General features: G+C 62.0%; 14 protein-coding genes. 3 read left to right on the top strand and 11 right to left on the bottom strand.

The window, feature by feature from the left end; all coding sequences use genetic code 11:
* Nucleotides 1-53 precede the first annotated feature (53 nt).
* From NMG70_RS21280 to NMG70_RS21240, 10 genes are all read right to left on the bottom strand, one after another.
* Nucleotides 54-1,265 carry a ZIP family metal transporter gene (locus NMG70_RS21280; RefSeq protein ID WP_254026352.1) on the bottom strand — a complete coding sequence of 404 codons (1,212 nt, stop codon included), beginning with the start codon at nucleotides 1,263-1,265 and terminating at the stop codon, nucleotides 54-56.
* Nucleotides 1,262-2,389, bottom strand: coding sequence for a multicopper oxidase domain-containing protein (locus NMG70_RS21275; protein WP_254026351.1), 1,128 nt, complete (start codon nucleotides 2,387-2,389; stop codon nucleotides 1,262-1,264). The genes NMG70_RS21280 and NMG70_RS21275 overlap by 4 nt, the downstream gene beginning before the upstream one ends.
* Before the next feature lie 752 nt (nucleotides 2,390-3,141).
* Complete coding sequence (locus tag NMG70_RS21270) at nucleotides 3,142-3,786, bottom strand: SCO family protein (RefSeq protein ID WP_254026350.1); 645 nt, start codon at nucleotides 3,784-3,786, stop codon at nucleotides 3,142-3,144.
* Nucleotides 3,783-4,328 (bottom strand): TlpA family protein disulfide reductase, encoded by a 546-nt coding sequence (locus tag NMG70_RS21265; protein ID WP_254026349.1) that lies wholly within the window; start codon nucleotides 4,326-4,328, stop codon nucleotides 3,783-3,785. Before NMG70_RS21265 ends, NMG70_RS21270 begins: the two co-directional genes overlap by 4 nt.
* Nucleotides 4,325-4,774: a c-type cytochrome gene (locus NMG70_RS21260; RefSeq protein ID WP_254026348.1), complete on the bottom strand. Its 450-nt coding sequence runs from the start codon at nucleotides 4,772-4,774 to the stop codon at nucleotides 4,325-4,327. Before NMG70_RS21260 ends, NMG70_RS21265 begins: the two co-directional genes overlap by 4 nt.
* The gene (locus tag NMG70_RS32685) at nucleotides 4,771-4,902 is read right to left on the bottom strand and encodes a hypothetical protein (RefSeq protein ID WP_301555172.1); all 132 of its coding nucleotides are present in this window, start codon (nucleotides 4,900-4,902) and stop codon (nucleotides 4,771-4,773) included. Before NMG70_RS32685 ends, NMG70_RS21260 begins: the two co-directional genes overlap by 4 nt.
* A 33-nt stretch (nucleotides 4,903-4,935) precedes the next feature.
* On the bottom strand, nucleotides 4,936-5,376 hold the full coding sequence (locus tag NMG70_RS21255) for a DUF411 domain-containing protein (protein WP_254026347.1): 441 nt from the start codon (nucleotides 5,374-5,376) through the stop codon (nucleotides 4,936-4,938).
* A gap of 26 nt (nucleotides 5,377-5,402) precedes the next feature.
* Complete coding sequence (locus tag NMG70_RS21250) at nucleotides 5,403-6,887, bottom strand: multicopper oxidase family protein (protein WP_254026346.1); 1,485 nt, start codon at nucleotides 6,885-6,887, stop codon at nucleotides 5,403-5,405.
* Between the two features lie 90 nt (nucleotides 6,888-6,977).
* Nucleotides 6,978-7,313, bottom strand: a complete 336-nt coding sequence (locus NMG70_RS21245; protein ID WP_254026345.1) for a hypothetical protein — start codon at nucleotides 7,311-7,313, stop codon at nucleotides 6,978-6,980.
* Between the two features lie 331 nt (nucleotides 7,314-7,644).
* Nucleotides 7,645-9,666, bottom strand: a complete 2,022-nt coding sequence (locus tag NMG70_RS21240; protein ID WP_436798441.1) for a putative bifunctional diguanylate cyclase/phosphodiesterase — start codon at nucleotides 9,664-9,666, stop codon at nucleotides 7,645-7,647.
* A 286-nt stretch (nucleotides 9,667-9,952) separates the two neighbouring features.
* Between NMG70_RS21240 and NMG70_RS21235 the strand changes: the two genes are divergently transcribed.
* Nucleotides 9,953-10,987, top strand: a complete 1,035-nt coding sequence (locus NMG70_RS21235) for a class I SAM-dependent methyltransferase (protein ID WP_254026344.1) — start codon at nucleotides 9,953-9,955, stop codon at nucleotides 10,985-10,987.
* A 40-nt stretch (nucleotides 10,988-11,027) separates the two neighbouring features.
* On the opposite strand, the gene NMG70_RS21230 is transcribed toward NMG70_RS21235, so the two are convergent.
* Nucleotides 11,028-11,948: a sugar kinase gene (locus NMG70_RS21230; protein ID WP_254026343.1), complete on the bottom strand. Its 921-nt coding sequence runs from the start codon at nucleotides 11,946-11,948 to the stop codon at nucleotides 11,028-11,030.
* Between the two features lie 195 nt (nucleotides 11,949-12,143).
* On the opposite strand from NMG70_RS21230, the gene NMG70_RS21225 reads away from it, so the two are divergent.
* Both NMG70_RS21225 and NMG70_RS21220 read left to right on the top strand, forming a co-directional pair.
* Entirely contained in the window at nucleotides 12,144-12,593 is a 450-nt protein-coding gene (locus tag NMG70_RS21225) for a FixH family protein (protein WP_254026342.1), read from the top strand.
* 49 nt (nucleotides 12,594-12,642) lie between these two features.
* Nucleotides 12,643-13,809 carry a cytochrome-c peroxidase gene (locus NMG70_RS21220; protein WP_254026543.1) on the top strand — a complete coding sequence of 389 codons (1,167 nt, stop codon included), beginning with the start codon at nucleotides 12,643-12,645 and terminating at the stop codon, nucleotides 13,807-13,809.
* Nucleotides 13,810-13,893: the final 84 nt, after the last annotated feature.

Here is a 13,893-nt window from a genome sequence, read left to right as displayed (position 1 = left end):
ACCAGATCCGGCGTTGTCTCACTGTGGGTGCGGCGGGTAGCCGCCGCGGCAGATCAGACTTTGACGAGCATAGCGGTCACATACATGAACGAAACGCCTGCGGCCAATCCCGCCATCGTGGCTGGCGCTGTAAGCGCCGCAGGGCCTCTCCCGTCCGACCTCATCAGGTACGCAGTGACCTCGACGATGACCTGCAGAATGGCTCCCGCTCCGACCGCGAGAGCCAGCGCCGACCACTGCGGCGCATAGGCCAGGCTTCCGATCCAAAGTCCGATGACGGCGGGACCGCCCGCCAGAAGCGCCAAGCCGACGAAGGCCCACAGAGGCGGGCGCTTCTTTAGCATCGGCGCGGAAATGCCGATGCCTTCGGTGATGTTGTGCAGCATGAAGCCCAACACCAGGAAAGTGCCCAATCCGGCCGCGCCTGCCGCGAACGCAGCGCCGATGGCCAGCCCCTCGCCAAGATTGTGCAGGCCGATTCCAAGCGCGATGAAGGTGGCGAGCGCAAGTCCGGTCGGCACTCCGTCCCGGCGGCCGGCCGCCATCAGCAGGAGGAAGCTCGCAGCGGCTGCGAGGACGACCATGGCCTGTCCCTGGAATATTGCGGCGGACTCGGCCGCCAGTTCGAAAGCCTCAGCCGTGGCGTCGACTAATAGGAACGCCAGCAGGCCGACAGTCAGGGCGAGCAGGAAATTCATGCCGTTGCGGCCGACTCCGCGCAGCGCTGGAAAAAACATCATTCCGATGGCGACTGGTACAAGGCCGACAAACACGCCTAGCAGCGCCTGGGAGGCGAGGCTCCTTGCATCCCGCGTCGGGGTAGGCACGGCGACTGCGATCTCGTGCCCGAACGTCGCTCCGGTTTTGGTGACGATGTTGATGGCATGCGCCTCGCCCAGCACCCAGGGGAAGGGCAGGTGGATCCATGCCGTAGCGCCGCGGGCGAGCGGTCCTGCGGGTTCCTGCGTGAACTGCCAGTATGCGTCGTCAACCTGGACCTGGGCGATCGTCATCGGCTCCGAGCCGCCGGCGCGGACGAGGACGCGGATGCCGTCGGACGAAAGGATCGTCCGCTCGAAGGTCAGGCTCTCCACAGGCGGAGCGCCGTTCCCGAAGTTTCTGAGCGGGTCAGAGACCAGCAGCCAGGTGATCGCCAGGCCGAGGGCGGCCAGCGGCAGGATCAGCCACAGCAAAGCGGCGCGCGATTTTCCGGAGCCGACGGGAGCGGTCGGGTCGGCGGCGGCGATGTGCGAGACCTCGTTCATGCGACCGCCTCCACCACGTCGAACATGCCCGTCCAGCCGAGTTCGGTGAACTCCGACTGATGCGGGTGGAACATGTAGAGACCGGTCTCGTGATCCTTGTAGGTAAACTCGAGGATTCCGCGCTGCGCCTGCACCTGAGTGATCAAGTCGACCGTCCTCAAGGTCGGCGTGAGCGTCGTCCCCTGTTCGAAATAGTCGAAGAAGTTGGCGTGCAAGTGGAACGAGTTGATGGGATCGAACTCGACGACATTGGCCAGATAGATGCGGACTGGGCGGTTGCGGACGATCCTGATCGGCCGCTTCATGTACGCGTGCGCGACGGTATTCACCGCATAGACTTCGTTCCCGTTGTCGAAGTTGGTGTCGAAGCCGTTCATCACCATGGCGAATTCCTGCCATTCGGCGTTCTCGGGCGTGCCGAGCAGGCGGGAACGGGCGACATCGGCAAGCTCCGGATGGCGGGCCGGATCCGGGTCGATCACGAAAAGGCCGTACATGCCTTTGTGGATATGCCGCTTCAGGGGCAGCGCATGGCAGTGATAGAGATGGCAGCCGAAGGGCCTGGCATCGAACTCGTAGACGAATTCTTCTCCCGGATCGATCAAGCCTGCACCGGGGACGCCGTCCACCCTTGCGGCATGGATGCCGTGGAAGTGCATGGAGTGGGGATGCGAGCCGGAGTTGCGGAAGACCATCCGCAGGTGCTCGCCTTCGGTCGCCCTGAGCGCAGGCCCGGGCACCCGCCCGTTGTAGGTCCAGGCCGGGAACATGATCCCCGGCGCGATTTCGATTTCCTTGTCGACCGCCTCGATCTCGAAAGTCCGAAGGATACGTCCGTCGGGAAGCGTCGACACCGAGCCCGTTTCCCAGTCCGTCACCATCCGGGAAGGATCGAAGCCGTTGCGCTCGTTGTCCACGTCTCCGACGGTGATCATCGATCCGTGGGCGGCCAAATGCGCTTGAGGCGGTTCAGCGCCCGCGGCCGACGTGGTCGCATGGCCGGAATGGACCGATTGGCCAGCCGCCGTTCCCGCTATCGCCGAGCCTCCGGCCGCCGCCAGGCCGCCCCACAGCAGCCCACGCCTGCTGATCTTTTTGCGGAACCAAGCGCTGACTTCGGACATAATCGCCACCACAAAATGCAAATGCGAATGATTTGCATTAGCACCAATCGGATTGTTTCGCAATCGGAGCGAAGCCTGAAAAGGGCGGAGCGAAGCGGCATCAGGTGGCAAAAGATGGATCGGAGAAACCAACGGCGCGGGCGACCGAAGATGGAAAGATCCGAGCATTCACTTACGAAGGCGCAAAGTCGATCAAACAGCCCACGATCACTATCGTCTATGAAGTGGTCGGAAAGAACCAAGTGGTGATTAGGAACGCGCGCTTTACGGAGCCAAAATATGGTCGAACAGGAAGAGCGTAAGCCGCAAATCGATAAGGTTCCGTGAGGCCGCCCGCGAACTGGAAACGGACCAGTCAGAGGAAGCCTTTGACCGCGCGTTTGCTACTTGCGCACGATCCATTCCAGCAAGTCAGGATCGACGTCATCGCTCCCGGTAAAGTCGCTGATCAAAAGCGCGGCAACCGACCGTCATTTGTCTTCAGGGATATTCTCTTCGATCGCGGTTTTTATGAAGGCGCTGCGCAGGATATCGCAGTCAAAAACCGATACCTGGGCGCCTGCCTGGGCTTTCGCCATCTCAGCCCTCCTGCCTCTAGGGCGGAAGCACTGCCAGCTCCCAAGCGTCCGCAATGCCTCTATTCGGTACGGACGACTTAGGATTGTACGCTTTATTGCTAATTTCGCGAGTCCGGCCTGTCGAGGATCACCCACGGAGGGTGTCCGGCAGTAGTGCTGGATCAAGTCAATTGGTCACGGCCGATTCACGCTGTTCGTCAGCCCATTGACGTACATGACCAGGTTCAGCGGATCGAACCTGAGGCCGTGGAACTTGGCCGCGAAGCGCCCGCCGCGGTCGATCACGTGCGTCACCACGCCGTGCATCTGCTGGCCGCCTTCGAGCGGATCGAATCGGACATTGTATTCCTCGGACAGCTTGCGCGTCGCGTCCTCCGCCTGCCCTTCGCTTGTGGTCAGGAAGGTCCAGTTGCGCGGGTCCAGCCCGTGCGCTTCGCCATATCCCTTCATGACTTCGCGCGTGTCTGACTTAGGGTCTGTCGTCACCGTCAGGAACTGCACCAGGTCCTTCATGGGAGTTTCGTTGACCATGGCCTGGACGCGGACGATCAGGTCGGAGTGCAGCGGGCAGACGTCGGTGCAGCTCGCGAACACGAAATTGAGCACAACGACCTTGTCCGCGAAATCCGAGAGGCGGACCGGATTGCCATCGTCGTCGGCGAGATCGAATCCCGGCGCTGCGGGAGCGTCGATCGCCTGGAAATACTTCTCCTCGCTGCCCATCAGCCTGTCGAGATCGGCGCCCGGATGATGGGCGTATGCGGGAAGCGCGAGGACGGGCGTGAGGGCCATCGCGGCGAGAAGTGTTCTTCTGTTCATCTCCGTTCTCCGGTTTGGCCGAGTTCTCGTACGATGATCCCTTCGAAGAAGGAAACCATCTCGGGGGTGTCCCATTCGGCGGGTCCGGCGAGCCGCGCAAGCTCGTTGCCGTCCGGGCCGACCAGAAGCGTGGCTGGCAGGCCGAACAGTCCCAACGCGCGGATCGCAGTCCCGTCCTGGTCGATGAAGACGGGGAGTTTGACCCCGATCTCGTCGAAGAACTTCCGGACTGCGCCGGCTCCCGCTCGGTCCACCGAAAGGGCGACGACATCGAAGCCTTCGCCGCCGAGCCGCTCCTGAAGGCGGTCGAGCGTGGGCATTTCGGCCCGGCAGGGCGCACACCACGTCGCCCACACGTTGAGCAGCACCATCTTGCCGCGCCAATCTTCGAGAGATTGCGGCTCTCCCGCCTCGTCGGCGAAGATGAGCTCGGGCAAGGGCTGCGGCTCCTCGTGCAGCGGCATCACTGTTGGTTCCTGCGCGTGCGCGTTGCCCACGGCCACAAGGACGGCAAGTACCAGCGCCGATAGGATCGTCTTCACTGCATCTTCTCCTGCTCGCGGCGGCTCATCTCCGACTGGTAAGCGCGCTCCCGCTCTGGCCATGTGCTCTTGATGAAGGCGAGAACGGCGCGGATTTCCTCGTCGTTCAAAATGTCCTCGAATCCTGGCATGTCGCTAGCGTACCCGTTGCCCACCACTGCGGCTGGACCCTCTTTGGTGATCCGGAACAGCACCCCGTCCGGGTGGTGCCAGGTGTGCCCGGACGCTTCGTGCGGCGGGGCGGGCATGCGTCCCGACGGCAGCGTTCTCTTCCAGTCAGGCTGGCCTTCGAGGCTGGCCCCGTGGCAGGAGGCGCAGTTCGCGGAATAGAGCTGCCGTCCCCGCGCGATTGCCGCGGCCTCGCTTGCTCGGAATGACCAGATCAAGGCGAGAGCGGCAACTCCCAAGAGCGCCGCGAGGCCGAGGATAACAGCCTGCCTGCTCATTTGCGGCCGCTGAAGAACAGGTACTTCACCAAGGTCGCGACCGCGAGAACGAGCGCAACGACGAGCAGGAGCCTCACACGCATGCCCAGCATCATGCCGCCCGTGCCTTCCATCATTCCGCCGTCCATCGTTGTCGGTTCCTTTCCTCGTATCGTTGCAGCCTATTCCCGCGCGTATACGCCGCCCACGCTGCCAGACTTGGTGATCTCCAGCATCTCGAACGGACCTTCCTTGGTGCCGCTCATTCCCGGCGAGCCCATTGGCATGCCGGGCAGCGTCACGCCCTTGACGTCGGGCCGCTCCGTGAGCAGCTTCTTGACCGTGCCGACGGGGACGTGGCCGCTGACGACGTAGCCATCCACGAACGACAGGTGGCAGCCCTGGAACTCGTCCGCAATGCCTGCCTCGCGGCTCATCTCGGCGAGGTCGTGGGTGGCCTTGCTGGTGACGGTGAAGCCGTTCTCCCGCAGGTACTCGGCATAGCCTTCGCAGCAGCCGCACTGCGGGTTCTTGTAGAGGGTGACGTCCTTCTCGCCCGCGAGCGCCGGGACGGCAGCCCAGACGAAGGAAGCGAGGGCGACGGCATTCAGGATAGTACGCATTTTCGGTTCTCCTTTCGAGGGATTGGTCAGGCGACGCGGAAGACGCCCATCATGCCGGCAGCCTGGTGTTCGAGTATGTGGCAATGGAGCATCCAGTCGCCCGGATTGTCGGCAACGAATGCGATCTCCACCCGCTCGCGTGGCGACATGAGTACCGTGTCCTGCCACTCGCGGTGGCGCGTCGATTTGCCGTTCCGGGAGATCACCCGGAAGGAATGGCCGTGCAGGTGGATCGGATGATGCCAGGCCGTCGCGTTAGTCATCGCGATGACATGGCTCTTGTCCTGCGCAAGCGTCAGCATCGGGTCCATGACGTGGCCTTCCGCCGCGACTCCGTTGATGAACCAGATGCCGCCGGAATGCATCATGTTCATCGTGCCCCCCAAGTTGCCCATGCTGCCGCCCATCGCGCCGGAGGATCCCTCGCCTCTGTTGCCCATGCTGCCGCCCATCTCCTGCATGACCATGGCTCCCATCATGCCGCCGTTGAAGGTGACCTCGTGCCGGACGGCCGATGCAGGGTCCGGCTCCGGCAGCGGGTTGGGCGGGAGAGCGACAGGCCAGTCCGGAGCCGCCTGCCTGAGCGGATTATCGGAATAGGCTAGGTCGACCAGGCGGTATTCGAGGCCCTCGTAGAAGCGGTCGATCACGGAAACCCGGCTTCCGGCGTCAGCCGTCATGTCGAGGATGAGGTCCGCGCGCATCGCGGGCCCCAGCACGACCAGCCCGCCTTCCGGCGCATGCGGCTCCACTGGCTGCCCGTCCAGCGCAATGACGGCAGGCTGATGGTTCCCGAAGTCGAGGCCGAAAATGCGGGCGTTCGCGGCGTTGATCAGCCGCAGCCGGATGCGTTCTCCCTTTCGCACCTGAAAGACATCTCGCACGCGGCCATTGATCGTGACCGTGTTTCCGACCCGGCCGTTGTGCATCATGTCATGGCGGTTGCCGAAGTCTTCCCGCATCTCGGCGGTTTTGGTCAGCCGCCAGTCGGACAGCACCCATGTGACTTCGCGGTCGACCCGGACGGGATCGGCTTCCTCCACGATCAGCGGGCCGTAGAGGCCTCTGCCGACCTGCTCGAAACTGCGATGGTGCGGATGGTACCAGAAGGTGCCTGCGTCGACGGCATCGAACTCGTAGGCAAAGGTCTCGCCGGGCGCGATCGGCGCCTGCGTGAGGTGCGGCACGCCGTCCATCGCGTTAGGGACTCGCAAACCGTGCCAGTGCACGGTCGTCTCTTCGTCGAGTTTGTTCTCGACCGCGACCCGCAGGCGTTCTCCCAGGCGGATGCGAATTTCCGGACCGGGCAGGCTGCCGTCATAGCACCAGATGGGGGTATCGCCATGCGGCTCTGGCGCGATCTGGGCGCGTCCCGGTCCGGCGCGGATCCGGAACTCGCGAAGGCCTGCGGCGGCGTCGGATTGCGGTGGAAGCACCACGCCCGCCGAAACCGCGGCGGCCGATGCGAGGAAGGTTCGACGCGTCAGCGCCGGCACACGTGGATAGAGCATTGGATCAACCATCCCGGAATAGGCTCTTGTGACGCGCGGACGTAGCCGGGCGCGTCGACGGGTCGGTCGCGAGCGGATGCCGCGGCCGTGTCAGCTCAGGAAGGTGGTTCGGGGAGGATAGGGCTCAGGCGGACCGGTGCGGCCGTCGGACGGTGCTCCGGGAGGCAAAGATACGATGCCCGCGAAATGCGGTAGCTCGGCCGCCGCAGGCGTGCAGATCGCGACAAGCGAGGTAACGCAGAACTGGTCGCATGCCGACGTCTGGCCGTCATCGCCGGGACAGTCCTGGCAGTCGGGCATGTCCCCGTCCATGCCCGACATGGACATCTTCAGGAACATGTCGGTCGAAGCCGCCGCGTGCGCCGCTGTGCCCGCGGCGAAGGCCGCTAGGAACACGACAGCGAGGATGCGAACGAGCTTGCTCATTAGATGGACAGTAGTCCTACCTATGCACTGTGTCCATATTCGCAATGGTTGCAGGCGAGCTATGGGATGATCGTGCTCCGACTGTTATAGTCGGGTTCGGTGGCCGCCGCCGAACGTGCTGCCTATCCGGGCGACCAGCGGATCATCGCGTTCGCCTAACTTCATGGCGCCGGAGTCGGCGGGGATGCGTAAGGCGATCAACGGGCGGTAGTCGCTCCTATGAGCGTGACCTTAGCGGTCGCTTCGCTGGCGGCACCGCATGGATCTGGTTGGACATTGCTGAGGGAAGCGGCGACGATCGCTTGCAGGGCTCAGGTCGCTCCGCCGCTATTCATGCCGACTTAACGATCGACAATGTGCGTTTGTAGGTGGCCGGTTTGGTGCGGAAACTGGCGGCGGGAGCAGGTCGGCCGACGTGAAAGCCCTGGATTTTATCGATGTCGAATTCGCGGATAAGGGCCAACTGCTCGTCGGTTTCCACCCCCTCGACCAGGATTTTATGGCCGCGATTTCGCACCAGGGCAATAATGTCCTGCAGCATTGCCTTGCCCCTTGGAGTGCCGCAGTCATGCAGGAACGAGCGGTCGATCTTCACCGTATCGAAATCGATGAGACGAAGCCATGAGAGGCCCGCGAAGCCGGTCCCGAAGTCATCAAGCCATACCCTGACCCCCAGCAGCTTCAGGTCGCTGATGCAGCGAAGGATGCCGGAGTGCATCTCCATCTCCAGCCCTTCGGTGATTTCGAAGGCCAGCCTGCTGCCGGGTACGCCGGTCTCGCTCAAAATGGTGGCAACAGAAGCCGCGAAGCCGGGCGTCTTGAGCTGAATTGGAGAGACGTTGACGCTGACGACACCGATGTGATCGTCCGCCAGAAGCTCAGTGCACACTGTCCTTATTGCCCAGCGCCCGAGCGCCAGGACCGCGCCAGTTCGTTCCGCGACGGGAATGAACAGGCTCGGCGGAACCGATGTACCGTCCAGCATTTTGAGGCGCATCAGAGCCTCGACGGCTTCAACTCGGCCCGACGCGACATTCTGGATAGGCTGATAGACGAGTGAAACGAGATCCTGGCCAATCGCAATCTTCAGCAAAGCAGCAATATTCTCGCTCTCGTCGCTGCTCTGGGGATCGTTTGGATCGAACAGCCAGGTACAATTTCGACCGCCTGCTTTTGCCAGATAGAGGGCGCGATCGGCCTCGTGGATGATTTTTTCCAGCTTGGCGCCAATCTGCGCCCTGGTGAGTGCAGCGCCAACGCTCACCGTCACAACCGAGATACCGTCTCTGCGCTGCTCGTGGGGAAGCGCGAGGTTCTCCACCGTGCTTCGAATGGCTTCGGCAATATCCGCGACCTGTTCTCTTTTCTCCATGCGAGCCAGGACAATGAATTCCTCACCGCCGTAGCGGCCGATTGAGCCATTGTGCTGCTTAATCATATCGGCAAGGGCATTGGCGACAAGAATCAGGCAGCGGTCGCCTTCTTGATGTCCGTAATAGTCATTGAACCTTTTGAAGAAGTCCACGTCGATGAGGATCGCCACAAAACCGCTGCCAGACCTTTGCCAGTCAATCCAGTAGTCGCGCAGCTTCTCGTCAATCGCCCGCCGATTCTCCAGACCCGTAAGCGGATCGGTTCTCGACAGATTCAACAGCGCCTGTCCGCGCTCGGTGGCCTCCTTGTGCTGGATTTTAGCTTCCAAGGCGTTCAGGAAGACGTTGTAACGTTCCTCGTTCAACCTCCAGTTTACATACGACGTGAATATGAAACACGAAATGTAAAAAATTCCTAATACTATTTTGTATGTTAGCGTAGAAGGTACGAAATAGTTCACGGTGTATAATATACACAAGATTATAGCAGAAGTTACAATGGATAGATTAAACCTGAATGTGAAGAAAAGATTGGCGCCCATCATGAAGATAGTACCGAAGACCATATAATAAGAGACGCTTTCCTTGTCCGCACCCATAACCGCCGGGCACAACCAACCAACATAGCCAAAGATGATGGCCGCGGCGCAAGTCACGTCAATCCATTCCGTTCCGACCCCCCGGCGAAGTTGTGCTTCCAGGATCAAGAGTGCAGTCACTCCGACCGCGAAGCGCGCCGTGATCGTATAGATTGCCACATCCGGAATCAGCAGCAGATCCGTTGCCGAAAACAGCAGATAGATGGCGACGGCGATCCAAAGCCCCGGCCTGGCGTCCATCCTTCGCTTCGCTTGGCCTTCCTCCCAGTAGAGGCTGCGGAGCTCGTCGGACCGCGGCTCGTACCGCAGCTCAAGCGGTTCCGCATGGACCATATCGGCCAATGCGGATGACGCGCATTCGTTCGTCACGCTAAACCCCATTTGAACGGGGCTTTGTATTCCGAACTCATTTCTAGCTTCTGCCCCCAACGCCGGCCGACTCCTCGGGCGCGACAGCGATTGCGGCGCCTCGCAAACAATATGCAGTCGCGCAAATAGGTTTTCGTTAACTCGTATCCGGATTCCGCACCGCGAAGCGTCCAAAGACCTAGCATGGTTGGCGGGAAATTAACGACACCGCTAAAATGCCGGAGATGCGGCTTGGCAAAGATAAAATTTTACGCAATATGTAACGATATCTAGTTAAATGTGATTATGGAGTTCTGTGGTGGCAACCATCCTCGATGGCAAAAGTTTGATTACTGCCGAGATGATCACCGCCAGTCTCCCTCGAAAAAAGCTCGAGCCTCATAGCGAAGCGTTCGAAACCGCTCGCGTCGAGCTTGCGCTCATTCTCCACACCACACACCAGCAAATCGAGCAACGAAAGGACCCCGCCGAGATCATTCGTCGTGTGACGTCGTACCTCAGCGCGACGCGTTCCAAGGTTCATCCCGACGTCTGGCAGGCATTGATACCGTTAGTGCAGAACCACCCGGTCCTGGAGTACTTTCTTGAGGATCCGCTCACGCGGTGGTCCCATAACAAGCCCAGAGGTTATTCCGGCGACGCCCAGTTGCTCGACTACATCTATTGCGATCCGAACGTGGCCGACAGCGTGGCAAACGCCTCGGAAACCGGCAAGGCGCTCTATAGCCATACCAAGGATGTGCCGTCGTCCATCGCGGCACGAGAACGACGCGATCTTTTAACGCGATATGTCGATGAGATCGCGACCAGGAATGGACCGCAAGCCGAGGTTTTGGCGATTGCGGCCGGCCATTTAAGGGAGGCCAATCGGTCGGCCGCCTTGCGGGAGGGCCGTCTCAAGCGCTGGGTTGCGCTCGATCAGGATCCTCAGAGCGTTGGATTGATCACGCGCGACTTTCAGGGCACTGCGGTAGAGGCCATCGACGGCTCGGTGCGAACCATGCTCACGAGGGGCCACAAGCTTGGCAAGTTCGACTTCATCTATGCCTCCGGCCTTTACGACTACCTTGCGCACAACGTCGCCGTGAAGCTCACGAAAACCTGCCTGCAGATGTTGAAGCCGAACGGGACGTTCCTGTTCGCGAACTATGCGGAGGGCAATCCTGACGCCGGGTATTGGGAGACGTTCATGGACTGGGTGTTGCTGCTGCGGTCGGAGGCCGATATGTGGAACATCATCAATGCCAGCGTCGACCGAAACACCGTCGAGGCGCAGGTGTTCTTTGGCGAGAACCGCAACGTCCTCTACGGCGTCATCAAAAAGCGCGGATAGCGACCGCCTTGGGCTGCAAGGTTGTCGGCGGTTGGCGGTTCTAATCCTCGAACGCGGCCCTTAACGTCTCGAATGGCGCCAGCGCGCCGCGCACCTGAACGACGGCCGCGGCGACGCGATGCGCGCGCAGCACCGCATCGGTCGGGGCATGGCCGGCAAGCCGGGCGGCGAGATAGGCGCCATTGAAGGAATCGCCGGCGCCGGTGGTGTCGACCGGGGCGGCGACATGCACGGCCGGAACGGGTTGCAGGGTTCCGTTTGCGGCGATCAGCGCCGGCTCCTCGCCGTTCTTGAGGACGACTTCGCCGACCAGCTTTCCCAGCCGTTCCGCGGTTTTTTGCGGCGCTGAGTCGCCGAACAGCATCTGCTCGTCGGGAAAGGTCGGCAGCGCGATGTCAGTGACTGCCAGCGCATCGAGGATCGCGGTCTGTGCTTCCTCGCGCCGGCGCCACAGCCGCGGCCGATAATTGGGATCGAAGGCGACAAGCGAGCCGGCGGCGCGCGCCTTGGCCACCGCCGCCAAAAGTGTCTTGCGCGAGGCGTCGTCCAGAATTGCCAAAGTGATTCCGGAAAAGTAAACAAGCGCCTGATTTTCAAGGCTTTTCGCCAAAGCGGCCGCGTTGGAGGCAAGCTGCCTTGCGGCCGCATCGCCGCGCCAGTAGGTGAAAGAGCGTTCGGCGCCGGTCAGTGTGATCGCATAGAGACCGGGCCGTGCGCCTGCTATGATCGGGCTGGCGCCGATGCCGATACCGTTTTGCGCGAAGAAAGCAATCTGGTCGCGCGAGAACGGGTCGTCGCCGAAGGCCGACACGTAGGTCGCGGGCCGGTTGCCGCTCAGCGCATGCAGTGCCCACAGCGTATTGAACGTGTCGCCAGCAAAACCCATGTGCCAGTTCGGCCCGGCCTGGCCTGAAAGTTCGAGCATGCATTCACCGATCGAGGCGACGCCTTTTCCTGTCATGAATCTCTCTCCTGCTGCATCTCGCCCAAAACCTTGCGCAGCGGTTTTGGGATAACGACATGCACAAAAACCAAGACCCGGTGCTGTAGCTTTTTGCGAGCGGCAGCGCCATGTTTGGCCATGGAGGTTTTTTTCTCAGCTGCGCGGAGGATGCGATCTGCCCAGCGAGACGTTATCTCCGGAAGTGGAAACGGTTTGGCATCGTTATGGCGTTATGTTCTGGCAGGTCTTGGCCTGGCTGCCTTGCTGGCCGGCATTCTCGCCGCCGTCTATCTGACCGCGCCGCAATCGCCTCGGCCTGCCGGCTCCGAGATTGCTCGTTCGAAAAAGACGGCGAACGGCCTGTTTGTAACCAGTTTCGAGCCGGAGCGGGGCGTTGTCAGGCAGGGCGAACTGCAATCCTGGCTGCTGACCCTGAGGACAAATGCCGGCACCCCGGTGGAGGGCGCTGCGATCACGATTTCCGGCGGCATGCCGCAGCACAGGCACGGACTGCCGACCAGCCCGCAGGCAACCGATTATCTGGGCGATGGCCGCTATCGCATCGGCGGAGTAAAATTCACAATGAGCGGATTGTGGCAGCTGCATTTCGCCATTTCCGCGGCGGCCGGATCAGACACGGTGGTGTTCAATGTGTTGCTCTGAGCGCTGGAGCAAGTTGAACCGCTTTTCGCGACTTTTCGCGCTGCTGGCGATGGCTGTGCTTGCCGGCTGCGGCAAGCCTGAGTTTTCCGATGCCGAAAAGAAGACCATCGCCTCGCTGGCACTGTCAGCGCTGCCACCGCTGAAAGCCGACACCACCAACCGCTTCGGCGACGTGCCGGCCGCCGCCGCGCTCGGCGCGACGCTGTTTTTCGACGTCGGGATGAGCGGCGACGGCAAGGTTTCCTGCTCGACCTGCCACAAGATCGACCGGCAGTTCCAGGACGACCTGCCGCGAGCGGTCGGTGTCGGCCGCACCAACCGGCGCACCATGCCGCTGGCCGGCGTTGCGCATGACGCATGGTTCTTCTGGGACGGGCGACGCGACAGTCTCTGGGCGCAGGCGCTGGCGCCGCTGGAAAATCCGCTGGAGCAGGCCGGTAACCGCACCGCCTACGCGCATTATATCAAGGCGCGATTCGGCGAGCGCTACGAGCGCATCTTCGGGCCGCTGCCCGACCTTACAAATGTGCCGGCCAATGCCAGTCCGCTCGGCAGCGATGCCGAGAAGGCTGCCTGGAATGCCATGTCCGATGCGCAAGCCGAGGACGTCAACCGCGTCTTCGCCAATATCGGCAAGGCGATCGCCGCCTTCGAGCGATCGATCGCGCCACCGCAGACGCGCTTCGACCGGTTCGCCGCTGCGCTGGCTACCGGTATACAGCTGCCGCAAGGCGACGATGCCTTTTCGCCCGAGGAGATCCTCGGGCTAAAACTGTTCATCGGCAAGGCCAATTGCGTGACGTGCCATACCGGGCCGCGTTTCACCGACAGCGGTTTTCACAACACCGGCGTGCCGCCGGTGGCAAATCTGCCTGCGGATCGCGGCCGCATAGACGCGGTGGCGCAGGTCGAGGCCGATCCGTTCAACTGTTTCGGCGCGTTTCGCGATGGCGACGCCGGCGCCTGCGGCGAGCTGCGCTTCATGGTCAAGGCCGGGCCGGAACTCGCCCGCGCCTACAAGACGCCGTCGCTGCGCGGCGCCGCCACCCGTCCGCCCTACATGCATGCCGGGCAGTTTTCCTCGCTCGAGGAGGTGGTGGCGCATTATTCGAAGGCGCTGGCAAGCGTCGAGGGTGTATCCGAGGTCCACCCGCTGCAGCTTTCGGACCGCGAGCGCGCGGCGCTGGTGGCGTTCTTGAAGACGCTGGCGGAGTGAGGACTCGGAATAAAGGCTGATCGGTGGCGATCCTTCGCGCCCCCCTCTGTCCTGCCGGACATCTCCCCCACTTGGGGGGCTACC

This window comes from Mesorhizobium ventifaucium (assembly GCF_935822925.1).
Classification (GTDB): Bacteria; Pseudomonadota; Alphaproteobacteria; order Rhizobiales; family Rhizobiaceae; genus Mesorhizobium; species Mesorhizobium ventifaucium.
The sequence above is the reverse complement of the archived record's forward strand: the minus strand, read 5'-3'. Positions and strand labels throughout refer to the sequence as shown.

Bases quoted from the DNA above. Each gene is read 5' to 3' on its own strand.
- NMG70_RS21240 (WP_436798441.1), bottom strand. From the start codon at position 9,666: ATGGGGTTTAGCGTGACGAACGAATGCGCGTCATCCGCATTGGCCGAT.
- NMG70_RS21280 (WP_254026352.1), bottom strand. From the start codon at position 1,265: ATGAACGAGGTCTCGCACATCGCCGCCGCCGACCCGACCGCTCCCGTC.
- NMG70_RS21245 (WP_254026345.1), bottom strand. From the start codon at position 7,313: ATGAGCAAGCTCGTTCGCATCCTCGCTGTCGTGTTCCTAGCGGCCTTC.
- NMG70_RS21260 (WP_254026348.1), bottom strand. From the start codon at position 4,774: ATGAGCAGGCAGGCTGTTATCCTCGGCCTCGCGGCGCTCTTGGGAGTT.
- NMG70_RS21220 (WP_254026543.1), top strand. From the start codon at position 12,643: ATGGCTGTGCTTGCCGGCTGCGGCAAGCCTGAGTTTTCCGATGCCGAA.
- NMG70_RS21275 (WP_254026351.1), bottom strand. From the start codon at position 2,389: ATGTCCGAAGTCAGCGCTTGGTTCCGCAAAAAGATCAGCAGGCGTGGG.
- NMG70_RS21250 (WP_254026346.1), bottom strand. From the start codon at position 6,887: ATGCTCTATCCACGTGTGCCGGCGCTGACGCGTCGAACCTTCCTCGCA.
- NMG70_RS21230 (WP_254026343.1), bottom strand. From the start codon at position 11,948: ATGACAGGAAAAGGCGTCGCCTCGATCGGTGAATGCATGCTCGAACTT.
- NMG70_RS32685 (WP_301555172.1), bottom strand. From the start codon at position 4,902: ATGGACGGCGGAATGATGGAAGGCACGGGCGGCATGATGCTGGGCATG.
- NMG70_RS21255 (WP_254026347.1), bottom strand. From the start codon at position 5,376: ATGCGTACTATCCTGAATGCCGTCGCCCTCGCTTCCTTCGTCTGGGCT.
- NMG70_RS21270 (WP_254026350.1), bottom strand. From the start codon at position 3,786: ATGAACAGAAGAACACTTCTCGCCGCGATGGCCCTCACGCCCGTCCTC.